This window comes from Streptomyces vulcanius, assembly GCF_042653945.1.
In the GTDB taxonomy this organism is placed as follows: Bacteria; Actinomycetota; Actinomycetes; order Streptomycetales; family Streptomycetaceae; genus Streptomyces; species Streptomyces mangrovi.
On record NZ_JBHSFK010000016.1, the window covers coordinates 31,830 to 47,964 of the forward strand.

Consider the following 16,135-nt stretch of genomic DNA (forward strand, 5'->3'; position numbering starts at 1 on the left):
TCGCCGCCCCGACCGCGGCCGGGCAAGCGGCAGCGGTCGCCGCCGTTTCCGTGCAGGCGGATGCTGTGTCTGTGCAGGACCGGCGGGTGCGGGGGGTTCGATACTGCGGCAGACGTCCGGCCCGGCAACGCACAGCACAGCACAGCACAGACAGCACAGGGCAGCACAGCATGGAGAGAGCGGCTTCATGAGGAGTTCCGTCAGGGGTTTCGTCCACACCACCGGCCCGAGCAGGGTGATCTTCGGCGCGGGCACCGTCGAGCGGGTGCGCGCCGAGGCGGAGCGGCTCGGCGCGACCCGGGTCCTGCTCCTGTCCGGCGGTTCCCCGGCCCTGCGCAAGGACACCGCCCGGCTCCGCGAGGCCCTGGGCGACCTGGTGGCGGCCGAGTTCGACGGCGCGGCGGCGCACACCCCCGTCGAGGTCACCGAGCGGGCGCTGGAACTGCTGCGCGAGCGGCGCGCGGACTGTCTGGTGGCGATCGGCGGCGGCTCGACGACCGGCCTGTCGAAGGCCCTCGCGGTCCGCACGGACCTGCCGCAGCTCGTCGTGCCGACCACCTACGCCGGTTCCGAGGTGACCTCCGTCCTCGGCGAGACGGAGAACGGCCGCAAGACCACCCGGTCCGCGCCCGCGATCCTGCCGGAAACGGTCGTGTACGACGTCGACCTCACCCTCGGACTGCCGCTCCCGATGTCCGTGACCAGCGGCGTCAACGCGCTGGCCCACGCCGTGGAGGCCCTCTACTCGCCGGACGCCACCCCCGTCACCGACGCCATGGCCCTGGAGGCGGTCGCCGCCGTCGCCCGCGCCCTCTCCGCCCTCCACGACGACCCCGCCGACCCCGCGGCCCGCGCCGAGCTGCTCCGGGCCGCGTGGCTCGCGGGCACCTGCCTCGGTGCCGTCGGCATGGGGCTGCACCACAAGCTCTGCCACACCCTGGGCGGCGCCTTCGGCCTGCCCCACGCCGAGACGCACACCGTGGTCCTCCCGCACGCCATGGCGTACAACGCGCCCGCCGCGCCGGAGGCGATGGAGCGCATCGCCCGCGCCCTGGGCGTGCCCGACGCCCCCACCGGAGTCTTCGACCTGATCACCCGGGCCGGCGGTCCGACGGCCCTGCGCGACCTCGGCCTGGCCGAGGCCGACCTGGACCGCGCGGCGGAACTCGCCACCGCGCAGCCGTACCCCAACCCGCGCGAACTCACCCGCGCCGGCCTCGCCGGCCTGCTGCGGGACGCCTGGCAGGGCCGCCGCCCGCAGCCCGCGGCCGGTTCGGCGCCCGACCTGCGCCCGCTCACCGACGAGGTCGTGGCCAGCTTCGGCAACTGCGCCGACCCGCGCCTCAGGCGGCTGCTCACCGACCTCGTGCGCACCCTGCACGCCTACACCGTCCGCAACGACCTGACCCCGGCGGAGTGGCAGCGGGCGATCGCCTTCCTCACCGAGACCGGCCACATCACCACCGACACCCGGCAGGAGTTCATCCTGCTCTCCGACACCCTCGGTGTGTCCAGCGTGGTCGACGCCCTCGCCAACTCCCGCACCCCGGACACCACTTCGTCCGCGATCCTCGGCCCCTTCTACGTCGCCGGACCACCCGCCGCCGCCTCCGGCAGCGACATCGCGGGCGGCCTCCCGGGCACCCCGCTGTGGGCCGACATCCGGGTCACCGACCGACGGGGCGCACCCGTCGCCGACGCCGTCGTCGACGTCTGGCAGTCCAACGAGGACGGCTTCTACGACGTCCAACTCCCGGACCTGGACGGGCCGGTGCTGCGCGCGAGGTTCACCACCGACGCGGACGGACGTCTCACGTTCTGGTCGATCCTGCCGTCCGCGTACCCGATCCCGGACGACGGCCCGGTCGGCCGGATGCTCGCCGCCGTCGGCCGCCACCCCTACCGCGCACCGCATGTGCACTTCCTCATCACTGCGCCGGGCCACCAGCCGCTGATCACCCAGCTGTTCGTGCGCGGCGGCGCCTACCTCGACGGCGCCCCCGGACAGCGCGACACGGTCTTCGGCGTCAAGGACGACCTCGTCACCGACTTCGTCCCGCACACCGGCCCCACGCCCGACGGCAGGCCGGTGGACGGCGAGTGGCGCCTGCTCGCATTCACCTTCCGCATCGCAAGCCTCCCGGAGTCAGGATGAGCACGCCCGAGCACTACGACACCGACGTCCTCGTCATCGGCAGCGGACCGGCCGGCGGCACCGCCGCCCTGGCGCTGGCGACCTACGGGGTGCGCACCCACCTGGTCACCAAGTACGGCTGGCTCGCCGACACACCGCGCGCCCACATCACCAACCAGCGCGCCATGGAGGTCTTCCGCGACCTCGGGATCGAGCAGCAGGCGCTGGAGAAGGGCACCCCGAGCCATCTGATGGGCGACACGGTGTTCGCCACCTCGCTCCTCGGCGACGAGATCGGCCGCATCCGCACCTGGGGCACCGGCGACGAGAGCCTCACCGAGTACGCGGCGCAGAGCCCGTGCGGGATGATCGACCTCCCGCAGACCTACCTGGAGCCCATCCTCCTCGCGGGCGCCGCCGAGCGGGGCGCGGTGATCCGGCTGAACACCGAACTCGTCGACTTCGAGCAGGACGCGGACGGCGTCACGGCCCGGCTGCGCGACCGGCCCACCGGAACCGAACACACCGTGCGCGCCCGGTATTTGGTCGGCGCCGACGGGGGCCGCAGCATCGTCGCGGACAAGCTCGGTCTGCCGATGGAGGGGCGGATGGGCAAGGCCGGCAGCATGAACATCGTCTTCCGCGCCGACCTCACGCCGTACGTCGAACACCGGCCCAGCGTCCTGTACTGGATCATGCGCCCGGGCGCCGACGTCGGCGGTATCGGCATGGGCCTGCTGCGTATGGTCCGCCCCTGGGACGAGTGGCTGATCGTCTGGGGCTACGACATCGACAACCCGCCGCCGCAGGTCACCGACGAGTCGGCGGCGGCGATCGTCCGCGACCTCGTCGGCGACGAACACCTCGACGTGCGGATCGACAGCGCCTCCCTGTGGACGGTCAACCACGCCTACGCGACCCGGCTGCACGAGGGCCGGGTCTTCTGCGCCGGGGACGCCGTCCACCGGCACCCGCCGTCCAACGGCCTGGGCTCCAACACCTCCGTGCAGGACTCCTACAACCTGGCCTGGAAGCTGGCGGCCGTGGTCAAGGGACACGCCGGGCCCGGACTGCTGGACACCTACTCCGACGAACGCGCCCCCGTCGCCCGGCAGATCGTCGAGCGCGCGAACCTGTCCCGGGACCAGTTCCTGCCGCTCTTCGAGGCCCTCGGCGTCGTCGGCGGGGACTCGAAAAGCTCGGAGGGCATCGCAAAGGCCCTGCACGCGGCGCGGCAGCCGGATGCCGACGGTGCGAAGAAGAGGCGGGCGATCCGCGAGGCGATCGAGCTGAAGCACTACGAGTTCAACGCCCACGGCGTCGAGCACAACCAGCGCTACCGGTCGGCCGCCGTCATCCCCGACGGCACCACCGAGACCGTCTCCCGCGACGACGAACTCTTCGGCCGCCCCACCTCCCGCCCCGGCGCGAAACTGCCGCACGCCTGGCTCGTCGACCACAAGGGCCGCCGCGTCTCGACGCTCGACCTGGTCGGCAGGGGCCGTTTCACCGTCGTCACCGGTCTGGCCGGCACCCACTGGGCCGACGCCGCCGACACCCTCGCCCGGGAGTTCGGCCTCGACCTGCGGGGCGTCGTCGTCGACCGGGACGTACACGACGCCTACGGCGAGTGGAGCCGGCGCGCCGAGATCGAGGAGGAGGGCGCGCTGCTGGTCCGCCCCGACGGCTACGTGGCCTGGCGGACACCGCGGGCCGCCGCCGACGCCACCGAGGCGACCCGGTTGCTCCGCGAGGCCCTGACGACGGTCCTCCAGCGCCCCGCCTGACAACCGCCCCCGCCTGACAGCCGTCCCGCGCGTAACAACTGTCACAACCTCGCACGGCTCCCCGGGATCGATTGATTGTCGATCGAAACCCATCGAAAATCGATGCATGAACTCGCTCTTCATCGCCATGCTCCGCGTCGGCATCGCGGGCGCCATCCTGCTCGGACTCTTCGGCCAGATCATCGTGATCCCGACGACGGCGGCCGACGAGGTCGACCTCTTCCCTCCCTACGCCCCGTTCGCCGCCCCCTATGTGACGGTGGCGATCATCGGCGTCGCCTGCGTCCAGGTGGTCCTCGGTGCGATGTGGATGCTGCTCACCATGGTCGAACGCGACGCGATCTTCACACCGCGCGCCTTCCGCTGGGTCGACACCATCATCGGCGCCTCGCTCGTGGCGACGCTGCTGGCGGTCGGCGTCACCGGGCATCTGGCCCTGGCCGAGATCCCGTCTCCCGGTGACGGGGACGACGTGATCGGCGCGCTGGGTGCCACGATCGTGGCTACCGCCGTGGGGGCGTCGTTCGCGATGCTCGTCGCCATCATGCGCGGTCTTCTGCAGAAGGCGACGAGTCTGCAGACCGAGATGGCCGAGGTCGTCTGATGGCGATCGTCGTCGACCTCGACGTCCAACTCGCCCGGCGCGGACTGTCGGTGGGGGAGTTCGCCGACGCCGTCGGCATCACCCCCGCCAATATCGCCGTACTGAAGAACGGCCGGGCGAAGGCGGTACGGTTCACGACCCTCGACGCGATCTGCCGCATCCTCGACTGCCAGCCCGGCGACGTCCTGCGCTGGGTCCCGGACGACGAATGACATACGCCCCGAGAAGACCGTGCTCGAACTCGGCGGGCACCGCCCCGAATGAGGGCCTGACGAGGCGTTTGTGGGGGTCGGCGGCCAGGAAAAATACCCCCAAGTCCGCCCGGAAGGAGAAGCCATGGCTCAGTCGGACGACGAGTGCCTGGTCGGGCTCGCGGCTCGGCTGGAGCGTGACGATCCCCGGTTCGCCCGGGCGATGAGCGCGGGCCGCCCCTCCCGGCCGCGCGAGTACCGCCGCACCGGCGCCTGGTGGGCACTGGCGGTCGCCATGGCCGTGCTGGTCACCGGTGTGGTCGTGGCCGACGGACTGCTCATCGCCACGGGCCTGGTCGCCGCCGGTATCGCCGCGCAGCTGTGCGACCCGCACCGGGCGCGGCGCTGATACGGGCGGTGGTCGTCCGGAGTTGACCGGCATTCGTCGATCTTGGCGTTTTGTGATGCGGTAGACTTCTTTACCGAACGATTACACTTCACTGAGTGAGATTTGGGGGGACGTGACATGGGTCGAGTGATCCTCGTGCGCGTCGACAAAGCCCCTCGCGACGGCGTTCCCGATACCGACTGCGCCGGCCCGAGTCGCCGCGCAGCGCGCTGACGCGCCCCGCCACACACCACTTCACTCTCACCTTCACGCCGCATCCGTACGGTCCCGCGCACCCCGCGCACCCCGCACTCCGTACGGCACCGACGACCACCCCGCGCCGAAGCGCGCCGATCGGCACCCGCAAGGGCACGTACCCCGCCGCCGAATCGACCACGGAGGACAGACGCCCGTGCACGACACCGCAGCCATGCTCATCGAACTCGGGGCCATCATCCTCGTCCTGGGCCTGCTCGGACGACTGGCCGGCCGGGTGGGCTTCTCGCCCATACCCCTGTACCTGCTCGCCGGCCTCGCCTTCGGCCAGGGCGGCATCCTGCCGCTCAGCGCCAGTGAGGAGTTCGTCGCCACCGGCGCCGAGATCGGCGTCATCCTCCTGCTGCTCCTGCTCGGCCTCGAGTACAGCGCCTCCGAACTCGTCACCAACCTCAAGACCCAATACCCCTCCGGCGCGGTCGACTTCGTCCTCAACGCGGTCCCCGGTGCCGTCATGGCACTGCTGCTCGGGTGGGGTCCGGTCGCCGCGGTCGCGCTCGCCGGCGTCACCTGGATCTCCTCCTCCGGAGTGATCGCGAAGGTCCTCGGCGACCTGCGCAGGCTGGGCAACCGCGAGACCCCGGTCGTCCTGGGCATCCTGGTCCTGGAAGACCTCTCGATGGCCGTCTACCTGCCGATCCTCACCGCCCTGCTGGCCGGGGTGAGCCTCGCGGGCGGCGCCGTCACCCTGCTGATCGCCCTCGGCACCGTCGGGACCGTCCTCTACGTCGCCCTGCGCCACGGCCGGCTGATCAGCCGCGCGGTCTCCTCCGACAGCGCGGAGATGCTGCTCCTGGTCGTGCTCGGCCTCACCCTGCTGGTCGCCGGCATCGCCCAGGAACTCCAGGTCTCGGCGGCCGTGGGCGCGTTCCTGGTCGGCATCGCCCTCTCCGGCGAGGTGGCCGAAGGCGCCCACAACCTCCTCACCCCGCTGCGGGACCTGTTCGCCGCCGTCTTCTTCGTCTTCTTCGGCCTGCACACCGACCCGGCCAGCATTCCGCCCGTCCTGCTTCCTGCCCTCGCCCTGGCCGCCGTCACCACCCTCACGAAGATCGCCACCGGCTACTGGGCGGCCCGCCGCGCCGGGATCTCGGCCAAGGGCCGCTGGCGGGCCGGCGGCACCCTGGTCGCGCGCGGCGAGTTCTCCATCGTCATCGCGGGGCTCGCCGTCGGCGTCGAACCCCGCATCGGCCCGCTGGCCACGGCGTACGTCCTGATCCTGGTCGTCCTCGGCCCCCTGGCCGCCCGCTGGACCGAACCCCTGGCCCGCCGCCTGACCCCCCTCAAACACCCCGAACCGAACACGCCCCCGGCCGCGACCGAGCCCGCAGAGCCAGCCGGAGCGGCCCACTGAGACGGCCCGGACGGCCCGGGCGGGCCCGGGCTGATCCGGCACTCAGGCGGCCCCTGGTCGTAGCCTTCGCGGGCTCGCGGATCCGGCACTCCGAGCCCACGAGCCGGGCCCACCGGGCTTGGCGGGACGACGGGAGTCGGCGGCCCTGGCACACGGCGTGCCGGGCGGGGCGGGGTGACACGGGTGAGCCGGGGAGAGTCGATGGGCCTGGCGCCTGATGGGCCGTGCGGAGTCGGCGGGTGTGGCGCACGGCGGATCGGGTGGGGCGCCGGTGGGCCGGGCGGGGGACAGGTGGGCCCACCGCACACCCGTCGGGGTGTCGCCCCACCACACGGATCACGGTGGCCCGGGCGGAGTCGGCGGGCTTGGCGCGCGGTAGATCGGCCGGAGTCGGCGGGCCTGGTGCACGGCGTGCCGGATGGGGTGGTGCCGGTGGACCGGGGGAGTCGATGGGCCTGGTGCATGGTGGGGCGGGATGGCGCCGGTGGGCCGGGCGGAACCGGTGCGCACTCGCCGGGGAGTCGCGCCGCCCGCGCGGGCCCTCCCCTGGCCCCACCCCGCGCGCCCCGTGCCGTCCTCGGCGTCTGCCGAACAGAGCCCCGCGAGGTCCGTCCTGGCTGCTCGCGGCGCGACCGAGCCGTGCCTCGACGGCTTCGAGCGGCACGCCTCGTGACGCCGCCGCGCGAACGGTGACGGGCTCCGGTCCCGGCGCGGCCTCGCCGGCGCCCCACCCGGAGGGCCGCCGTACCCCGACCCGGTGTTACTCCCGGCCGAGGATCGCCGCTGCCGCGTCCACGCCCTCTCGGGTGCCGATCACTATCAGGGTGTCGCCGCCGGTCAGGCGGAAGTCGGGCTTGGGGGAGGGGATGGCCTCGGCGCGGCGGAGTACCGCCACGATGGAGACGCCGGTCTCGGTGCGCATACGGGTGTCTCCCAGCGGCAGGCCGTTCCAGTGCGAGACCGCCGACAGTTCGATCCGCTCCGCCACCAGGCCCAGCTCGGTGGTGGAGAGCAGGTTCGGACTGTGGTGCTCCGGCATCATCGCGTCGACCAGCGCCGTCGCCTCGCCCGCCGTCAGATGCACCGACAGCGCGCAGGCGTCGGGATCGTCCTCGCGGTACGCGTTCAGCGTCCGCCCGCCGTCGCGGTGCGCGACCACCGACAGCCGGCTGCGCTCGCGCGTCGTGAGGTCGTAGCGGACCCCGATTCCCGGCAACGGCGTACTGCTCAGGCGCGGACTGCCCACGACTGCCCCCTGTCCGAATCTGCGTGCAACTGCTGATGCCAGCCTAACCAGCACCGCGACCGACGGGAGGGTGGGAGAATCGTCGGCCGGGATCCACACCGCCGTGGAAGGAGCCGTAAGGCATGATCGAATGGGTGTCCCTCAAGACCGGGACAAGGCCTGTTCCCCGTCCCGTCGCCACCCCGCTGGTGTGGGCCACGGCCTTCGGCGGGGCCCTCGCCCTGGTCGCCCTGCACAACGTGCTCGTCGGCCCCGACCGCCCCGGCCTCGCGCTGGCCGCGCTGTCCGTGCTCGCCGCCCTGCTGGGCCTGTGCGCCCGCTTCACCGCCGCCCCCGGCACCGCCATGCTGTGCTGGCTGTTCCTCAACGGCTTCGCGATCCCGCCCGTCGGCACCCTCACCTGGGCCGGACAGCGCGACACCCTCTGGCTCGGCTGCCTCTGCGCCGCGACCCTCCTCGGCACCGGCCTGGCCCGCCTGCACCACGCCCGCGCCGCCTACCGAAGAGTCAGTAGTTCTCCCACTCGTTGAGCACGTACTCCAGCACCGCCGGATCCATCAGCGTGCTCGGCCGTACGTCCTCACGGCGGCGGTCCACGGGGAACACCGTGGCCGCCTTCAGCACCGAGTCGTCGAGATAGCGCAGCCGCGGCGCGTCCGAGGCCAGCCGCAGGGCCGGGGGCGTGTCCGTGCCGGGCGCGGCCAGCACGAATCCCCAGTTGCCGAAGCTCGGCACGTCGACCTGGAACTCCGTCGTCGCGAACCCGGCCTCCTCGATCGTCGCCGCGATCGACCAGAACGTCTTGGGCGCGAAGAACGGCGACCCGCTCTGCACCATCACCCTGCTCTGAGGCGTCAGCACCTGGCCGAGCAGGCTGTAGAACTCCACCGAGTACAGCTTGGCCAGCGCCGCCGTGTCCGGGTCGGGGAAGTCGACGACGACCGCGTCGTACCGCTGCCGGGCGTCCCGCAGCCAGTTGAACGCGTCGGCGTTGACCACCTCGACCCGTGGATCGGCCAGCGCCGAGCCGTTCAGCTTCCGCAGCGGCGCGAAGTCGCGGGCGAGCCGGGTCATGGCCGGATCCAGTTCCACCAGGGTGACGTGCCGTACGTCGTCGTAGCGCAGCACCTCGCGCAGCGCGAGCCCGTCGCCGCCGCCCATGATCAGCACGTTGCCGCGGCGGCCCGAGAGCGCCGGGTGGACCAGGGACTCGTGGTAGCGGTACTCGTCGACCGAGCTGAACTGCAGATCGCCGTTGAGGAAGAGCCGCATGTCCGGCTCGCCCGTGAAGGCCGTGGAGCGGGTGACGACGATCTCCTGGTACGGCGTCGTCTCGGCGTGCACGACCGGGTCCCGGTACAGCTGTTGACGGGCCGTCACCTCCAGGTCGTCCGCCAGCGCGTACGCCGTCCCGAGCACCGCCAGCACCCCGGTCACCCCGGCCAGCAGCCCGAGCCGGACCCGGCGCCTGGTCTGCCGGCGGAAGATGAACACCACCACGACCACACCGGCCACCGCGTTGACCGCGCCCACCACCAGCGCGCCCTTCAACTGCCCGAACGTCGGCAGGAGCAGCAGCGGGAAGCACAGCCCGCCGACCAGCGCGCCGATGTAGTCGACGGCGAACATGTCGGCGACCGCGCTGCCCGCCTCCTGCCGCCGGATCCGCTGCAACAGCGTCATCAGCAGCGGTATCTCGGCGCCGATCAGCGTCCCGATCGCCAGTGTGATCACGACCATCACCGGGGTGTAGAGCTGCAGCCAGGCGAACGCCGCGTACAGCACCAGCACCGACAGCCCGCCGGTCAGCGCCAGCGCGCCCTCCACCAGCGCGAACGCGCCCACCGGGCGGCGGCGCAGTGGTTTCGCGGCGAGCGAGCCGACGCCCATCGCGAAGACCATCACGGAGATGACCAGGGAGGTCTGCAGCACGGAGTTGCCGACGAGGTAGCTGCCCAGCGCGGTGAGCGCCAGCTCGTAGACGAGGCCGCAGGCCGCGCAGAGGAACACGGCGAGCAGGAGCAGGAAACGCGCCCCCCGGGAGTACCGGGGGGCGGCCGGGGGAGGAGCGGTGGCGGAGTTCCGCTCGGCGGTGACGGTCATGGGGGCGGTGCCTACGAGACCGCGGCGCCGACCAGGAAGGCGGTGCCCAGGTACATACCGGCCTGGACCCAGGCGCCGGGGTGCGGGCGGCCGTCGCCGTCGTCGAGCACCACCGCGCCCATCTGACCCGGCGTCAGCAGGCCGATCACGATACCGACCAGCGTCATCACCAGCACCCCGGCGAGGCCGTACAGCAGGGTGCTCAACAGGCCGTAGCCCAGGCCCTGTTCGGACTCGCTCGCGCGGATGGCCTCCATGATGACCAGGCCCACGGCGATGGACTGGCTGCCCAGCAGGACGGCCGCGCCGCGGTTGCGCTCGGTCCACACCACGTGGAAGAGCCTGCCGGGTGTCACCAGGTCGAGGGCGAGGAAGCCGGCGGCCATCACCGTGAGGCCCACGACTCCGTAGAGCAGGGCCTGGCCGGTCGACTCGAGGATGTCGGTCACTGCGTTGCCTTTCCTGAGAGCGTCGTCACAACTCGCGGGGCCGGTGGGCCGGTCCGTCACTTGCCTTCGCCGGGGCCGCCGCCCCGGAAGCTCGCGCTGTCCGGGTCGGGCCAGCCGCCGAGGTACTGGCTGTGGCGGTGGTAACCGTTGCGGTAGTCCTCTATCGCGATCCGGCTGCCGGCGCCGTACGGCGAGACGGTGACCAGGTCGTCGCCGTAGCGCAGGAACTCCGAGCTGTCGCCGTTGGCACGGTCGAGCGCCGCGCGATGGCCGTGGATCGCGTCGGCGACCACGACCGGGTTGCTGTCCCGGTCGACCCAGGCCGGCCCGTTCGCGGTGTAGGTGTCGCGGATCCAGCCGCGCGGCACTCCGTTGCTGTCCCCGGAGGAGCAGGCGCCGAGCAGGGCCACGGTCAGTGCGACCCCGGCCGCCGCGCGGACGCGTCGCGAACTCTTCGGAAAACGGCTGAACACGATCCCCCCGTTCGGATCTTGCTATGAGCGGCGCCGAGTATGGCACACCAGGTCGGCGGGGGTGGAGTGGTGGGAGGAGGAACGACGGGTTCCGCGGGCGCGCGTACGCCGTACCCGCAATCGGGTGGCCGTACGTCCCCTGTGTCCGCCGGACGGCCGGGGCACCCCGACGACCGGGTCCGGGTGGAGATCGCCGACGACGTCGTCGGCGTCGGCGCGGCCGGGCGCCGGGCCTGTGAACCGGCGCGCGGCGAGATCCTCGCCGAACTCGACCACGACGACCTGCCGGCCAAGGACTGTCTGGCCGAGCTCGGCACGGCCTGCGACGCGCCCCCCGAGGCCGTGTTCGTCCACAGCGACACCGCGCAGATCACCGAGGACGCCGAGCGGGACGACAGCCGCTTCAACGGGGGCGCCAACCTCATGAAAAGACGATAAAGGCGCGGCCTGATCCATGGACGAGGATCAACCGAACGAAGGCAGTAGCCCTTGTCGCTCGGCCTCTTTCAATGTGGGTGCCGCTGCGTCCTTTTCGGAAATCAGCGGTGTGATGTCCGGGGGCCATTCGATGGCCAGCGCCGGGTCCAGCGGATTGATTCCGAACTCGCGTTGGGGAGTGTACGGCTCGGAACAGAGATAGACGACGGTGGAGTCCTCTTCCAGTGCCATGAAGGCGTGCCCCAGCCCTTCCGCCAGATAGAGGGAGCGGTGCGTGGTGTCGTCGAGGCGCACGGCCTCCCATGTGCCGAACGTCGGGGAGCCGACGCGGATGTCGACCACCACGTCGAGGACGGCGCCGCCGACGCAGGTGACGTACTTCGCCTGCCCCGGCGGGACGGCCGCGTAGTGGACGCCGCGGAGCGCGCCGCGCACGGAGCGCGAGAGGTTGGCCTGCTCAAGACGGAGTCCATGGCCGACGGCGTCCCGGAAGGCGCCGCCCTTGAACCACTCGTGGAAGCGTCCCCTGTCGTCCGGGAACACCCTGGGCGTGTCGACCCAGGCTCCGTCGATGCCGAGCGGTTTCACGTGGTCGCCTCCCTGCGCCGTGGCATGAGCGGTTGTTCCCGGGCACCTTCCAGCAGCCCCAGCAGGTAGTGGCCGTATCCGCTGCCGAGGAGCGGGCGGGCCAGTTCACGGAGTTGGCCGTCGTCGATCAGGCCCGCCCGCCACACCGTCTCCTCGACGCAGCCGACCTTGAAGCCCTGGCGCTCCTCCAGCACCCGGACGAACTCGGAGGCCTGGACGAGGGAGGTGAAGGTCCCGGTGTCGAGCCACGCGGTGCCCCGGTCGAGCCGGGTGACGTGCAGTACCCCGGCGTCCAGGTAGGAGCGGTTGAGGTCGGTGATCTCCAACTCGCCCCGCACGCTGGGCCGTAGACCGCGGACGATGTCCACGGCGCGGTGGTCGTAGAAGTACAGGCCGGGCACCGCGTACCGGGACCTCGGCCGGGCCGGCTTCTCCTCGATGGACACCGCCCGGCCCTGTTCGTCGAACTCCACGACGCCGTACGCCGAGGGATTGGCGACCTGGTACGCGAACACCCGGCCGCCCTCCGGGTCGTCGTGCAGGGCGAGTCGTGAGCCGAGGCCGCTCCCGTGGAAGATGTTGTCGCCCAGAATCAGGGCGACGGACCCGTCTCCGATGAATTCGGCCCCCAGGAGGAGGGCATGGGCGACGCCCTCCGGGTGCTGCTGCGCCAGGTACTCCAGACGCAGCCCCAGCCGGCTTCCGTCGCCGAGCAACCGGCGGAACTGGGGCTGGTCCTCGGGTGTGGTGATGACCAGGATCTCGTGAACTCCGGCCATCACCAGCGTGGAAAGCGGGTAGTAAATCATGGGTTTGTCGAAAACGGGCAGCAAATGCTTTGACACCGAGCGGGTCAGCGGCCAGAGCCGCGAGCCGGTTCCCCCGGCCAACAGAATTCCGCGCACGCCGGCAGCCTAGGCGAATGAGCGGAGAATACCGGTTTTTCGCACCGGTTCATTTCATGCATGTCGGATATCGCAGAATGAGCCGCAGCGTGTCGGTCAGGACCGCGGTGGGGGCCGTGGGATCCGCGATGCGCTGGACGCCCAGGCCGATACCGAGGCCGAGCAGAGCCGTCGCCGCCTGCTCGGCCGGCATGGCGAGTGTCGTGCCGGTGTCCCGGGCGAGGGTGACGAGCAGCTGCGCGAGCACCTCGCGCACGGCGGCCACGCGCGCCGTGATCTCCTGCCGCAGCTCGCCGTCGTGCCGGGCACCGGTCAGGAACTCGACTTCGAGCGTCGTCCAGGCCTCCTCCCCGATATGGGCCTCACCCCACGCGGTGAAGGCTGCGAGCCGGTCGTCGACCGGGCCGTCGCCCATCACGGAGGCGGCCAGCAGCGTCAGTTGCTCGGCGCGCACATCGTCGAGGACGGCGAGGCAGAGGTGGCCCTTGCTCCGGAAGTTGGAGTACACGGCCCCCTTGGAGTAACCCGCCGTCTCGGCGACCTCGCCGAGGGAGGTGGCGGCATAGCCCTTGCGCAGGAACAGCTCCCGCGCCGTCGCGACGAGCCGCTCCCGGGTGCGCTCCTGACTCTCGGCGCGGCTGAGGCGGGCCATGGTGGTGCACCTTTCTGGACGTCTGGTCCGGATCCTATCCCCGCCCTGCTCTGGTCCCGCTCATTCGGATACCGCTAGTATCCCGATCTCATCGGTATCCCGAATGCCCCGGAGCCCCCTGTGACCCCTGCCGGCACACGTACGACCCCTGCCCGAGGACTGGTGCTGGGCTGCGGCGGAACCCTCGGCGCCGCCTGGACGACCGGCGCCCTGCACTCGCTGCGCCAGGCCCTGGACTGGGACCCGCGCGAGGCCGCGGTGCTGGTCGGCACCTCGGCGGGCGCGGAACTGGCCGCTCTGCTCGGCGCCGGCATCGGCGTCGACACACTGCTCGCCGCCCAACTCGCCGAATCGGACGCCCCGCCCGAGCTCGCCCGCCACTTCGCGGCACCGCCCCGGGGCATCCCGCCCCGGCCCGCCGCCTTCCCGGGCTCGCCGGGACTGGCCCGGCGCGCGTTACGGCGTGAGATCCCCGCCTTGGCCGGACTGTCCGGCGCGCTGCCGCAGGGCCGCGGCGACGCCCGCAGGCTGACGGCCCTCGCCGACTGGCTGGCGCCCGGCGGACGGTGGGTGTCGCATCCGGCGACCTGGCTGGTCGCGACCGACTTCGACACGGGACGCCGTACCGTCTTCGGACACCCCGACACGCCGGAGGCCGCGCTGCGGGACGCACTGCGCGCGTCCTGGGCGGTCCCCGGGTGGTTCCCGCCCGTGCGCATCGGCGGACGGCGGTACGCCGACGGCGGCATCCTCTCCACCGCCTCGGCCGACCTCCTCGTACCCGCCGGCCTCGACGAGGTGTACGTCCTCGCGCCCATGAGTTCGTCGACGCCGGCGCCCCGCACCGGGCTCGGCCGGGCGGAGGCGCTGCTGCGGCGGGCGATGACCCGCACCCTGGACGCCGAGTGCGCCGCGCTGCGGGCGGCCGGCACCCGGGTCGTGCGGATCGAGCCCACGGCCACCGACCTGAAGGTCATGGGCGGCAACGCGATGGCCGCCGGACGGCGTCTCGCCGTACTCGAAACGGCGCTGCGGACGACACGGGCCGTCGTCCGCCGGCACATCGGCACACGGACGGGAGCCTGAGATGCGGGAATCCCGCGACGTGGAGGCGCTGGTCATCGGCAGCGGTATGTCCGGGATCGGCGCGGCCGTGGCGCTGCGCCGGGCCGGCGTGCGGGACCTGGTCCTTCTCGAGAAGGCCGACGACCTGGGCGGCACCTGGCGGGACAACACCTACCCGGGCTGCGCCTGCGACGTCCCCTCCGCCCTGTACTCCTACTCCTTCGCACCCAACCCGGAGTGGACGCGGGCCTTCGCCGGACAGGCCGAGATCCGCGCCTACCTCCGCGACACGGCCGCCGCCCACGGCGTCACCCCGCTCGTGCGGTTCGGCACCGAGGTGATCCGGGCCCGCTGGAGCCCCGGTGACGCCCGCTGGCACGTCGAGACCACCCGCGACCACTACACGGCCCGCCTGCTGGTCTCGGCGGCCGGACCGTGGCACGAGCCGCGGATCCCCGACATCCCCGGGCTTGCCGACTTCCCCGGCGAGGTCTTCCACTCCGCGCGCTGGCGGCACGACCACGACCTGGCGGGCGCGCGGGTCGCCGTCGTCGGCAGCGGGGCGTCGGCCGTGCAGTTCGTGCCCGCGATCCAGCCGAGAGTCGCCCGGCTGCACCTGTTCCAGCGCACCGCCCAGTGGGTGCTGCCCAAGCCCGACCACCACGTACCGCGCGCCGAACGATGGCTCCTGCGCCGGCTGCCCGCCGCCCAACACGCCCTGCGGGGCGCCGAGTACGGCGCGCTGGAGGCCCTCGGCGTCGGCTTCCGCCACCCCGCCCTGCTGCGCGCGGTGCAGAAGGTGGGCGCCCTCCATCTCGCAGCCACCGTCAAGGACCCGCGACTGCGCAGCTCCCTGACGCCCGATTACACCCTGGGCTGCAAAAGGCTGTTGCTCTCCAACACCTATTATCCGGCGCTGACCCGGCCCAACGTCACCCTCCACGCCACCGCCGTCAAGGCCGTCGACGGCAACCGCCTCATCGGGGCGGACGGCAGCACCGCGGACGTGGACACCGTCGTCCTCGGCACCGGCTTCCACATCCTCGACATGCCGATCGGCCGGCGGGTGTTCGACGCCGACGGCGCGAGCCTGGACGACCACTGGAAGGGCAGCCCGGACGCCTATCTGGGCACCACCGTGAGCGGATTCCCCAACGCTTTCGTCCTGCTCGGACCGCACCTCGGCACCGGGCACTCGTCCGCGTTCATGGTCCTCGAAGCCCAACTGGCCTATCTGGCGGGCGCGGTGCGCCACTTCCGCTCGGCGGGCTGGACCAGCATGGACGTACGCCCGGAAGTACAGGCCGCGTTCCGTGCCGAGGTCCGGCAGGCGCTGCCGTCGACGGTGTACAACGCGGGCGGCTGTGCCAGTTACTACCTCGACGCCAACGGCGTCAACAGCTTCAGCTGGCCCTGGTCGACGGGACGGATGCGGCGACGACTGGCCCGCTTCGACCCCGAGGCGTACCAGGCCCGTTGAGA

The 16,135-nt window shown here is 72.2% G+C and carries 17 protein-coding genes; 10 read left to right on the forward strand and 7 right to left on the reverse strand.

Annotated features, from left to right (window positions below; translation table 11 throughout):
• Window positions 1-187: 187 nt before the first annotated feature.
• From ACFPIH_RS24445 to ACFPIH_RS24470, 6 genes are all read left to right on the forward strand, one after another.
• Complete coding sequence (locus ACFPIH_RS24445) at window positions 188-2,155, forward strand: maleylacetate reductase and hydroxyquinol 1,2-dioxygenase domain-containing protein (RefSeq protein WP_381168832.1); 1,968 nt, start codon at window positions 188-190, stop codon at window positions 2,153-2,155.
• A complete protein-coding gene (locus ACFPIH_RS24450) occupies window positions 2,152-3,921 on the forward strand; it encodes an FAD-dependent oxidoreductase (RefSeq protein WP_381168830.1) in 1,770 nt (589 codons plus the stop codon). The genes ACFPIH_RS24445 and ACFPIH_RS24450 overlap by 4 nt, the downstream gene beginning before the upstream one ends.
• A gap of 106 nt (window positions 3,922-4,027) precedes the next feature.
• Window positions 4,028-4,525 (forward strand): DUF2975 domain-containing protein, encoded by a 498-nt coding sequence (locus ACFPIH_RS24455; protein WP_381168828.1) that lies wholly within the window; start codon window positions 4,028-4,030, stop codon window positions 4,523-4,525.
• Window positions 4,525-4,737: a helix-turn-helix domain-containing protein gene (locus ACFPIH_RS24460; protein WP_381168826.1), complete on the forward strand. Its 213-nt coding sequence runs from the start codon at window positions 4,525-4,527 to the stop codon at window positions 4,735-4,737. Before ACFPIH_RS24455 ends, ACFPIH_RS24460 begins: the two co-directional genes overlap by 1 nt.
• 124 nt (window positions 4,738-4,861) lie before the next feature.
• Window positions 4,862-5,125: a DUF3040 domain-containing protein gene (locus tag ACFPIH_RS24465; protein WP_381168824.1), complete on the forward strand. Its 264-nt coding sequence runs from the start codon at window positions 4,862-4,864 to the stop codon at window positions 5,123-5,125.
• A gap of 391 nt (window positions 5,126-5,516) precedes the next feature.
• Complete coding sequence (locus ACFPIH_RS24470; protein WP_381168822.1) at window positions 5,517-6,734, forward strand: cation:proton antiporter; 1,218 nt, start codon at window positions 5,517-5,519, stop codon at window positions 6,732-6,734.
• Window positions 6,735-7,494: 760 nt separating this feature from the next.
• Here ACFPIH_RS24470 and ACFPIH_RS24475 read toward each other — a convergent pair.
• Window positions 7,495-7,980 (reverse strand): cation:proton antiporter regulatory subunit, encoded by a 486-nt coding sequence (locus ACFPIH_RS24475; RefSeq protein ID WP_381168820.1) that lies wholly within the window; start codon window positions 7,978-7,980, stop codon window positions 7,495-7,497.
• 122 nt (window positions 7,981-8,102) lie between these two features.
• Between ACFPIH_RS24475 and ACFPIH_RS24480 the strand changes: the two genes are divergently transcribed.
• On the forward strand, window positions 8,103-8,510 hold the full coding sequence (locus tag ACFPIH_RS24480) for a hypothetical protein (protein WP_381168818.1): 408 nt from the start codon (window positions 8,103-8,105) through the stop codon (window positions 8,508-8,510).
• Here the strand turns inward: ACFPIH_RS24480 and ACFPIH_RS24485 are convergent.
• The 3 genes from ACFPIH_RS24485 to ACFPIH_RS24495 are packed head-to-tail and all read right to left on the reverse strand — an operon-like array spanning window position 8,488 to window position 11,005.
• Window positions 8,488-10,083 carry a polyamine aminopropyltransferase gene (locus ACFPIH_RS24485; protein WP_381168816.1) on the reverse strand — a complete coding sequence of 532 codons (1,596 nt, stop codon included), beginning with the start codon at window positions 10,081-10,083 and terminating at the stop codon, window positions 8,488-8,490. The genes ACFPIH_RS24480 and ACFPIH_RS24485 overlap by 23 nt on opposite strands.
• Before the next feature lie 11 nt (window positions 10,084-10,094).
• Complete coding sequence (locus tag ACFPIH_RS24490; RefSeq protein ID WP_381168814.1) at window positions 10,095-10,532, reverse strand: DUF350 domain-containing protein; 438 nt, start codon at window positions 10,530-10,532, stop codon at window positions 10,095-10,097.
• A 56-nt stretch (window positions 10,533-10,588) separates the two neighbouring features.
• Complete coding sequence (locus ACFPIH_RS24495; protein WP_381168812.1) at window positions 10,589-11,005, reverse strand: DUF4247 domain-containing protein; 417 nt, start codon at window positions 11,003-11,005, stop codon at window positions 10,589-10,591.
• A gap of 141 nt (window positions 11,006-11,146) precedes the next feature.
• On the opposite strand from ACFPIH_RS24495, the gene ACFPIH_RS24500 reads away from it, so the two are divergent.
• Window positions 11,147-11,443 (forward strand): glycosyltransferase, encoded by a 297-nt coding sequence (locus tag ACFPIH_RS24500; protein WP_381168811.1) that lies wholly within the window; start codon window positions 11,147-11,149, stop codon window positions 11,441-11,443.
• Between the two features lie 27 nt (window positions 11,444-11,470).
• Here ACFPIH_RS24500 and rfbC read toward each other — a convergent pair whose 3' ends face one another.
• The 3 genes from rfbC to ACFPIH_RS24515 are packed head-to-tail and all read right to left on the reverse strand — an operon-like array spanning window position 11,471 to window position 13,588.
• A complete protein-coding gene (gene rfbC, locus ACFPIH_RS24505) occupies window positions 11,471-12,031 on the reverse strand; it encodes a dTDP-4-dehydrorhamnose 3,5-epimerase (RefSeq protein ID WP_381168809.1) in 561 nt (186 codons plus the stop codon).
• Window positions 12,028-12,936 carry a glucose-1-phosphate thymidylyltransferase RfbA gene (rfbA, locus tag ACFPIH_RS24510; protein ID WP_381168807.1) on the reverse strand — a complete coding sequence of 303 codons (909 nt, stop codon included), beginning with the start codon at window positions 12,934-12,936 and terminating at the stop codon, window positions 12,028-12,030. Before rfbA ends, rfbC begins: the two co-directional genes overlap by 4 nt.
• Before the next feature lie 49 nt (window positions 12,937-12,985).
• Complete coding sequence (locus ACFPIH_RS24515; RefSeq protein ID WP_381168805.1) at window positions 12,986-13,588, reverse strand: TetR/AcrR family transcriptional regulator; 603 nt, start codon at window positions 13,586-13,588, stop codon at window positions 12,986-12,988.
• Window positions 13,589-13,708: 120 nt separating this feature from the next.
• Between ACFPIH_RS24515 and ACFPIH_RS24520 the strand changes: the two genes are divergently transcribed.
• On the forward strand, window positions 13,709-14,674 hold the full coding sequence (locus ACFPIH_RS24520) for a patatin-like phospholipase family protein (RefSeq protein ID WP_381168803.1): 966 nt from the start codon (window positions 13,709-13,711) through the stop codon (window positions 14,672-14,674).
• A 1-nt stretch (window position 14,675) separates the two neighbouring features.
• The gene (locus ACFPIH_RS24525; protein ID WP_381168801.1) at window positions 14,676-16,133 is read left to right on the forward strand and encodes a flavin-containing monooxygenase; all 1,458 of its coding nucleotides are present in this window, start codon (window positions 14,676-14,678) and stop codon (window positions 16,131-16,133) included.
• The last annotated feature ends 2 nt before the right edge of the window (window positions 16,134-16,135 follow it).

What these genes read in the sequence shown, in the direction of transcription:
- ACFPIH_RS24445 (WP_381168832.1), top strand. Translation starts at nt 188, where the DNA reads ATGAGGAGTTCCGTCAGGGGTTTCGTCCACACCACCGGCCCGAGCAGG.
- ACFPIH_RS24450 (WP_381168830.1), top strand. Translation starts at nt 2,152, where the DNA reads ATGAGCACGCCCGAGCACTACGACACCGACGTCCTCGTCATCGGCAGC.
- ACFPIH_RS24455 (WP_381168828.1), top strand. Translation starts at nt 4,028, where the DNA reads ATGAACTCGCTCTTCATCGCCATGCTCCGCGTCGGCATCGCGGGCGCC.
- ACFPIH_RS24460 (WP_381168826.1), top strand. Translation starts at nt 4,525, where the DNA reads ATGGCGATCGTCGTCGACCTCGACGTCCAACTCGCCCGGCGCGGACTG.
- ACFPIH_RS24465 (WP_381168824.1), top strand. Translation starts at nt 4,862, where the DNA reads ATGGCTCAGTCGGACGACGAGTGCCTGGTCGGGCTCGCGGCTCGGCTG.
- ACFPIH_RS24480 (WP_381168818.1), top strand. Translation starts at nt 8,103, where the DNA reads ATGATCGAATGGGTGTCCCTCAAGACCGGGACAAGGCCTGTTCCCCGT.
- ACFPIH_RS24485 (WP_381168816.1), bottom strand. Translation starts at nt 10,083, where the DNA reads ATGACCGTCACCGCCGAGCGGAACTCCGCCACCGCTCCTCCCCCGGCC.
- ACFPIH_RS24515 (WP_381168805.1), bottom strand. Translation starts at nt 13,588, where the DNA reads ATGGCCCGCCTCAGCCGCGCCGAGAGTCAGGAGCGCACCCGGGAGCGG.
- ACFPIH_RS24525 (WP_381168801.1), top strand. Translation starts at nt 14,676, where the DNA reads ATGCGGGAATCCCGCGACGTGGAGGCGCTGGTCATCGGCAGCGGTATG.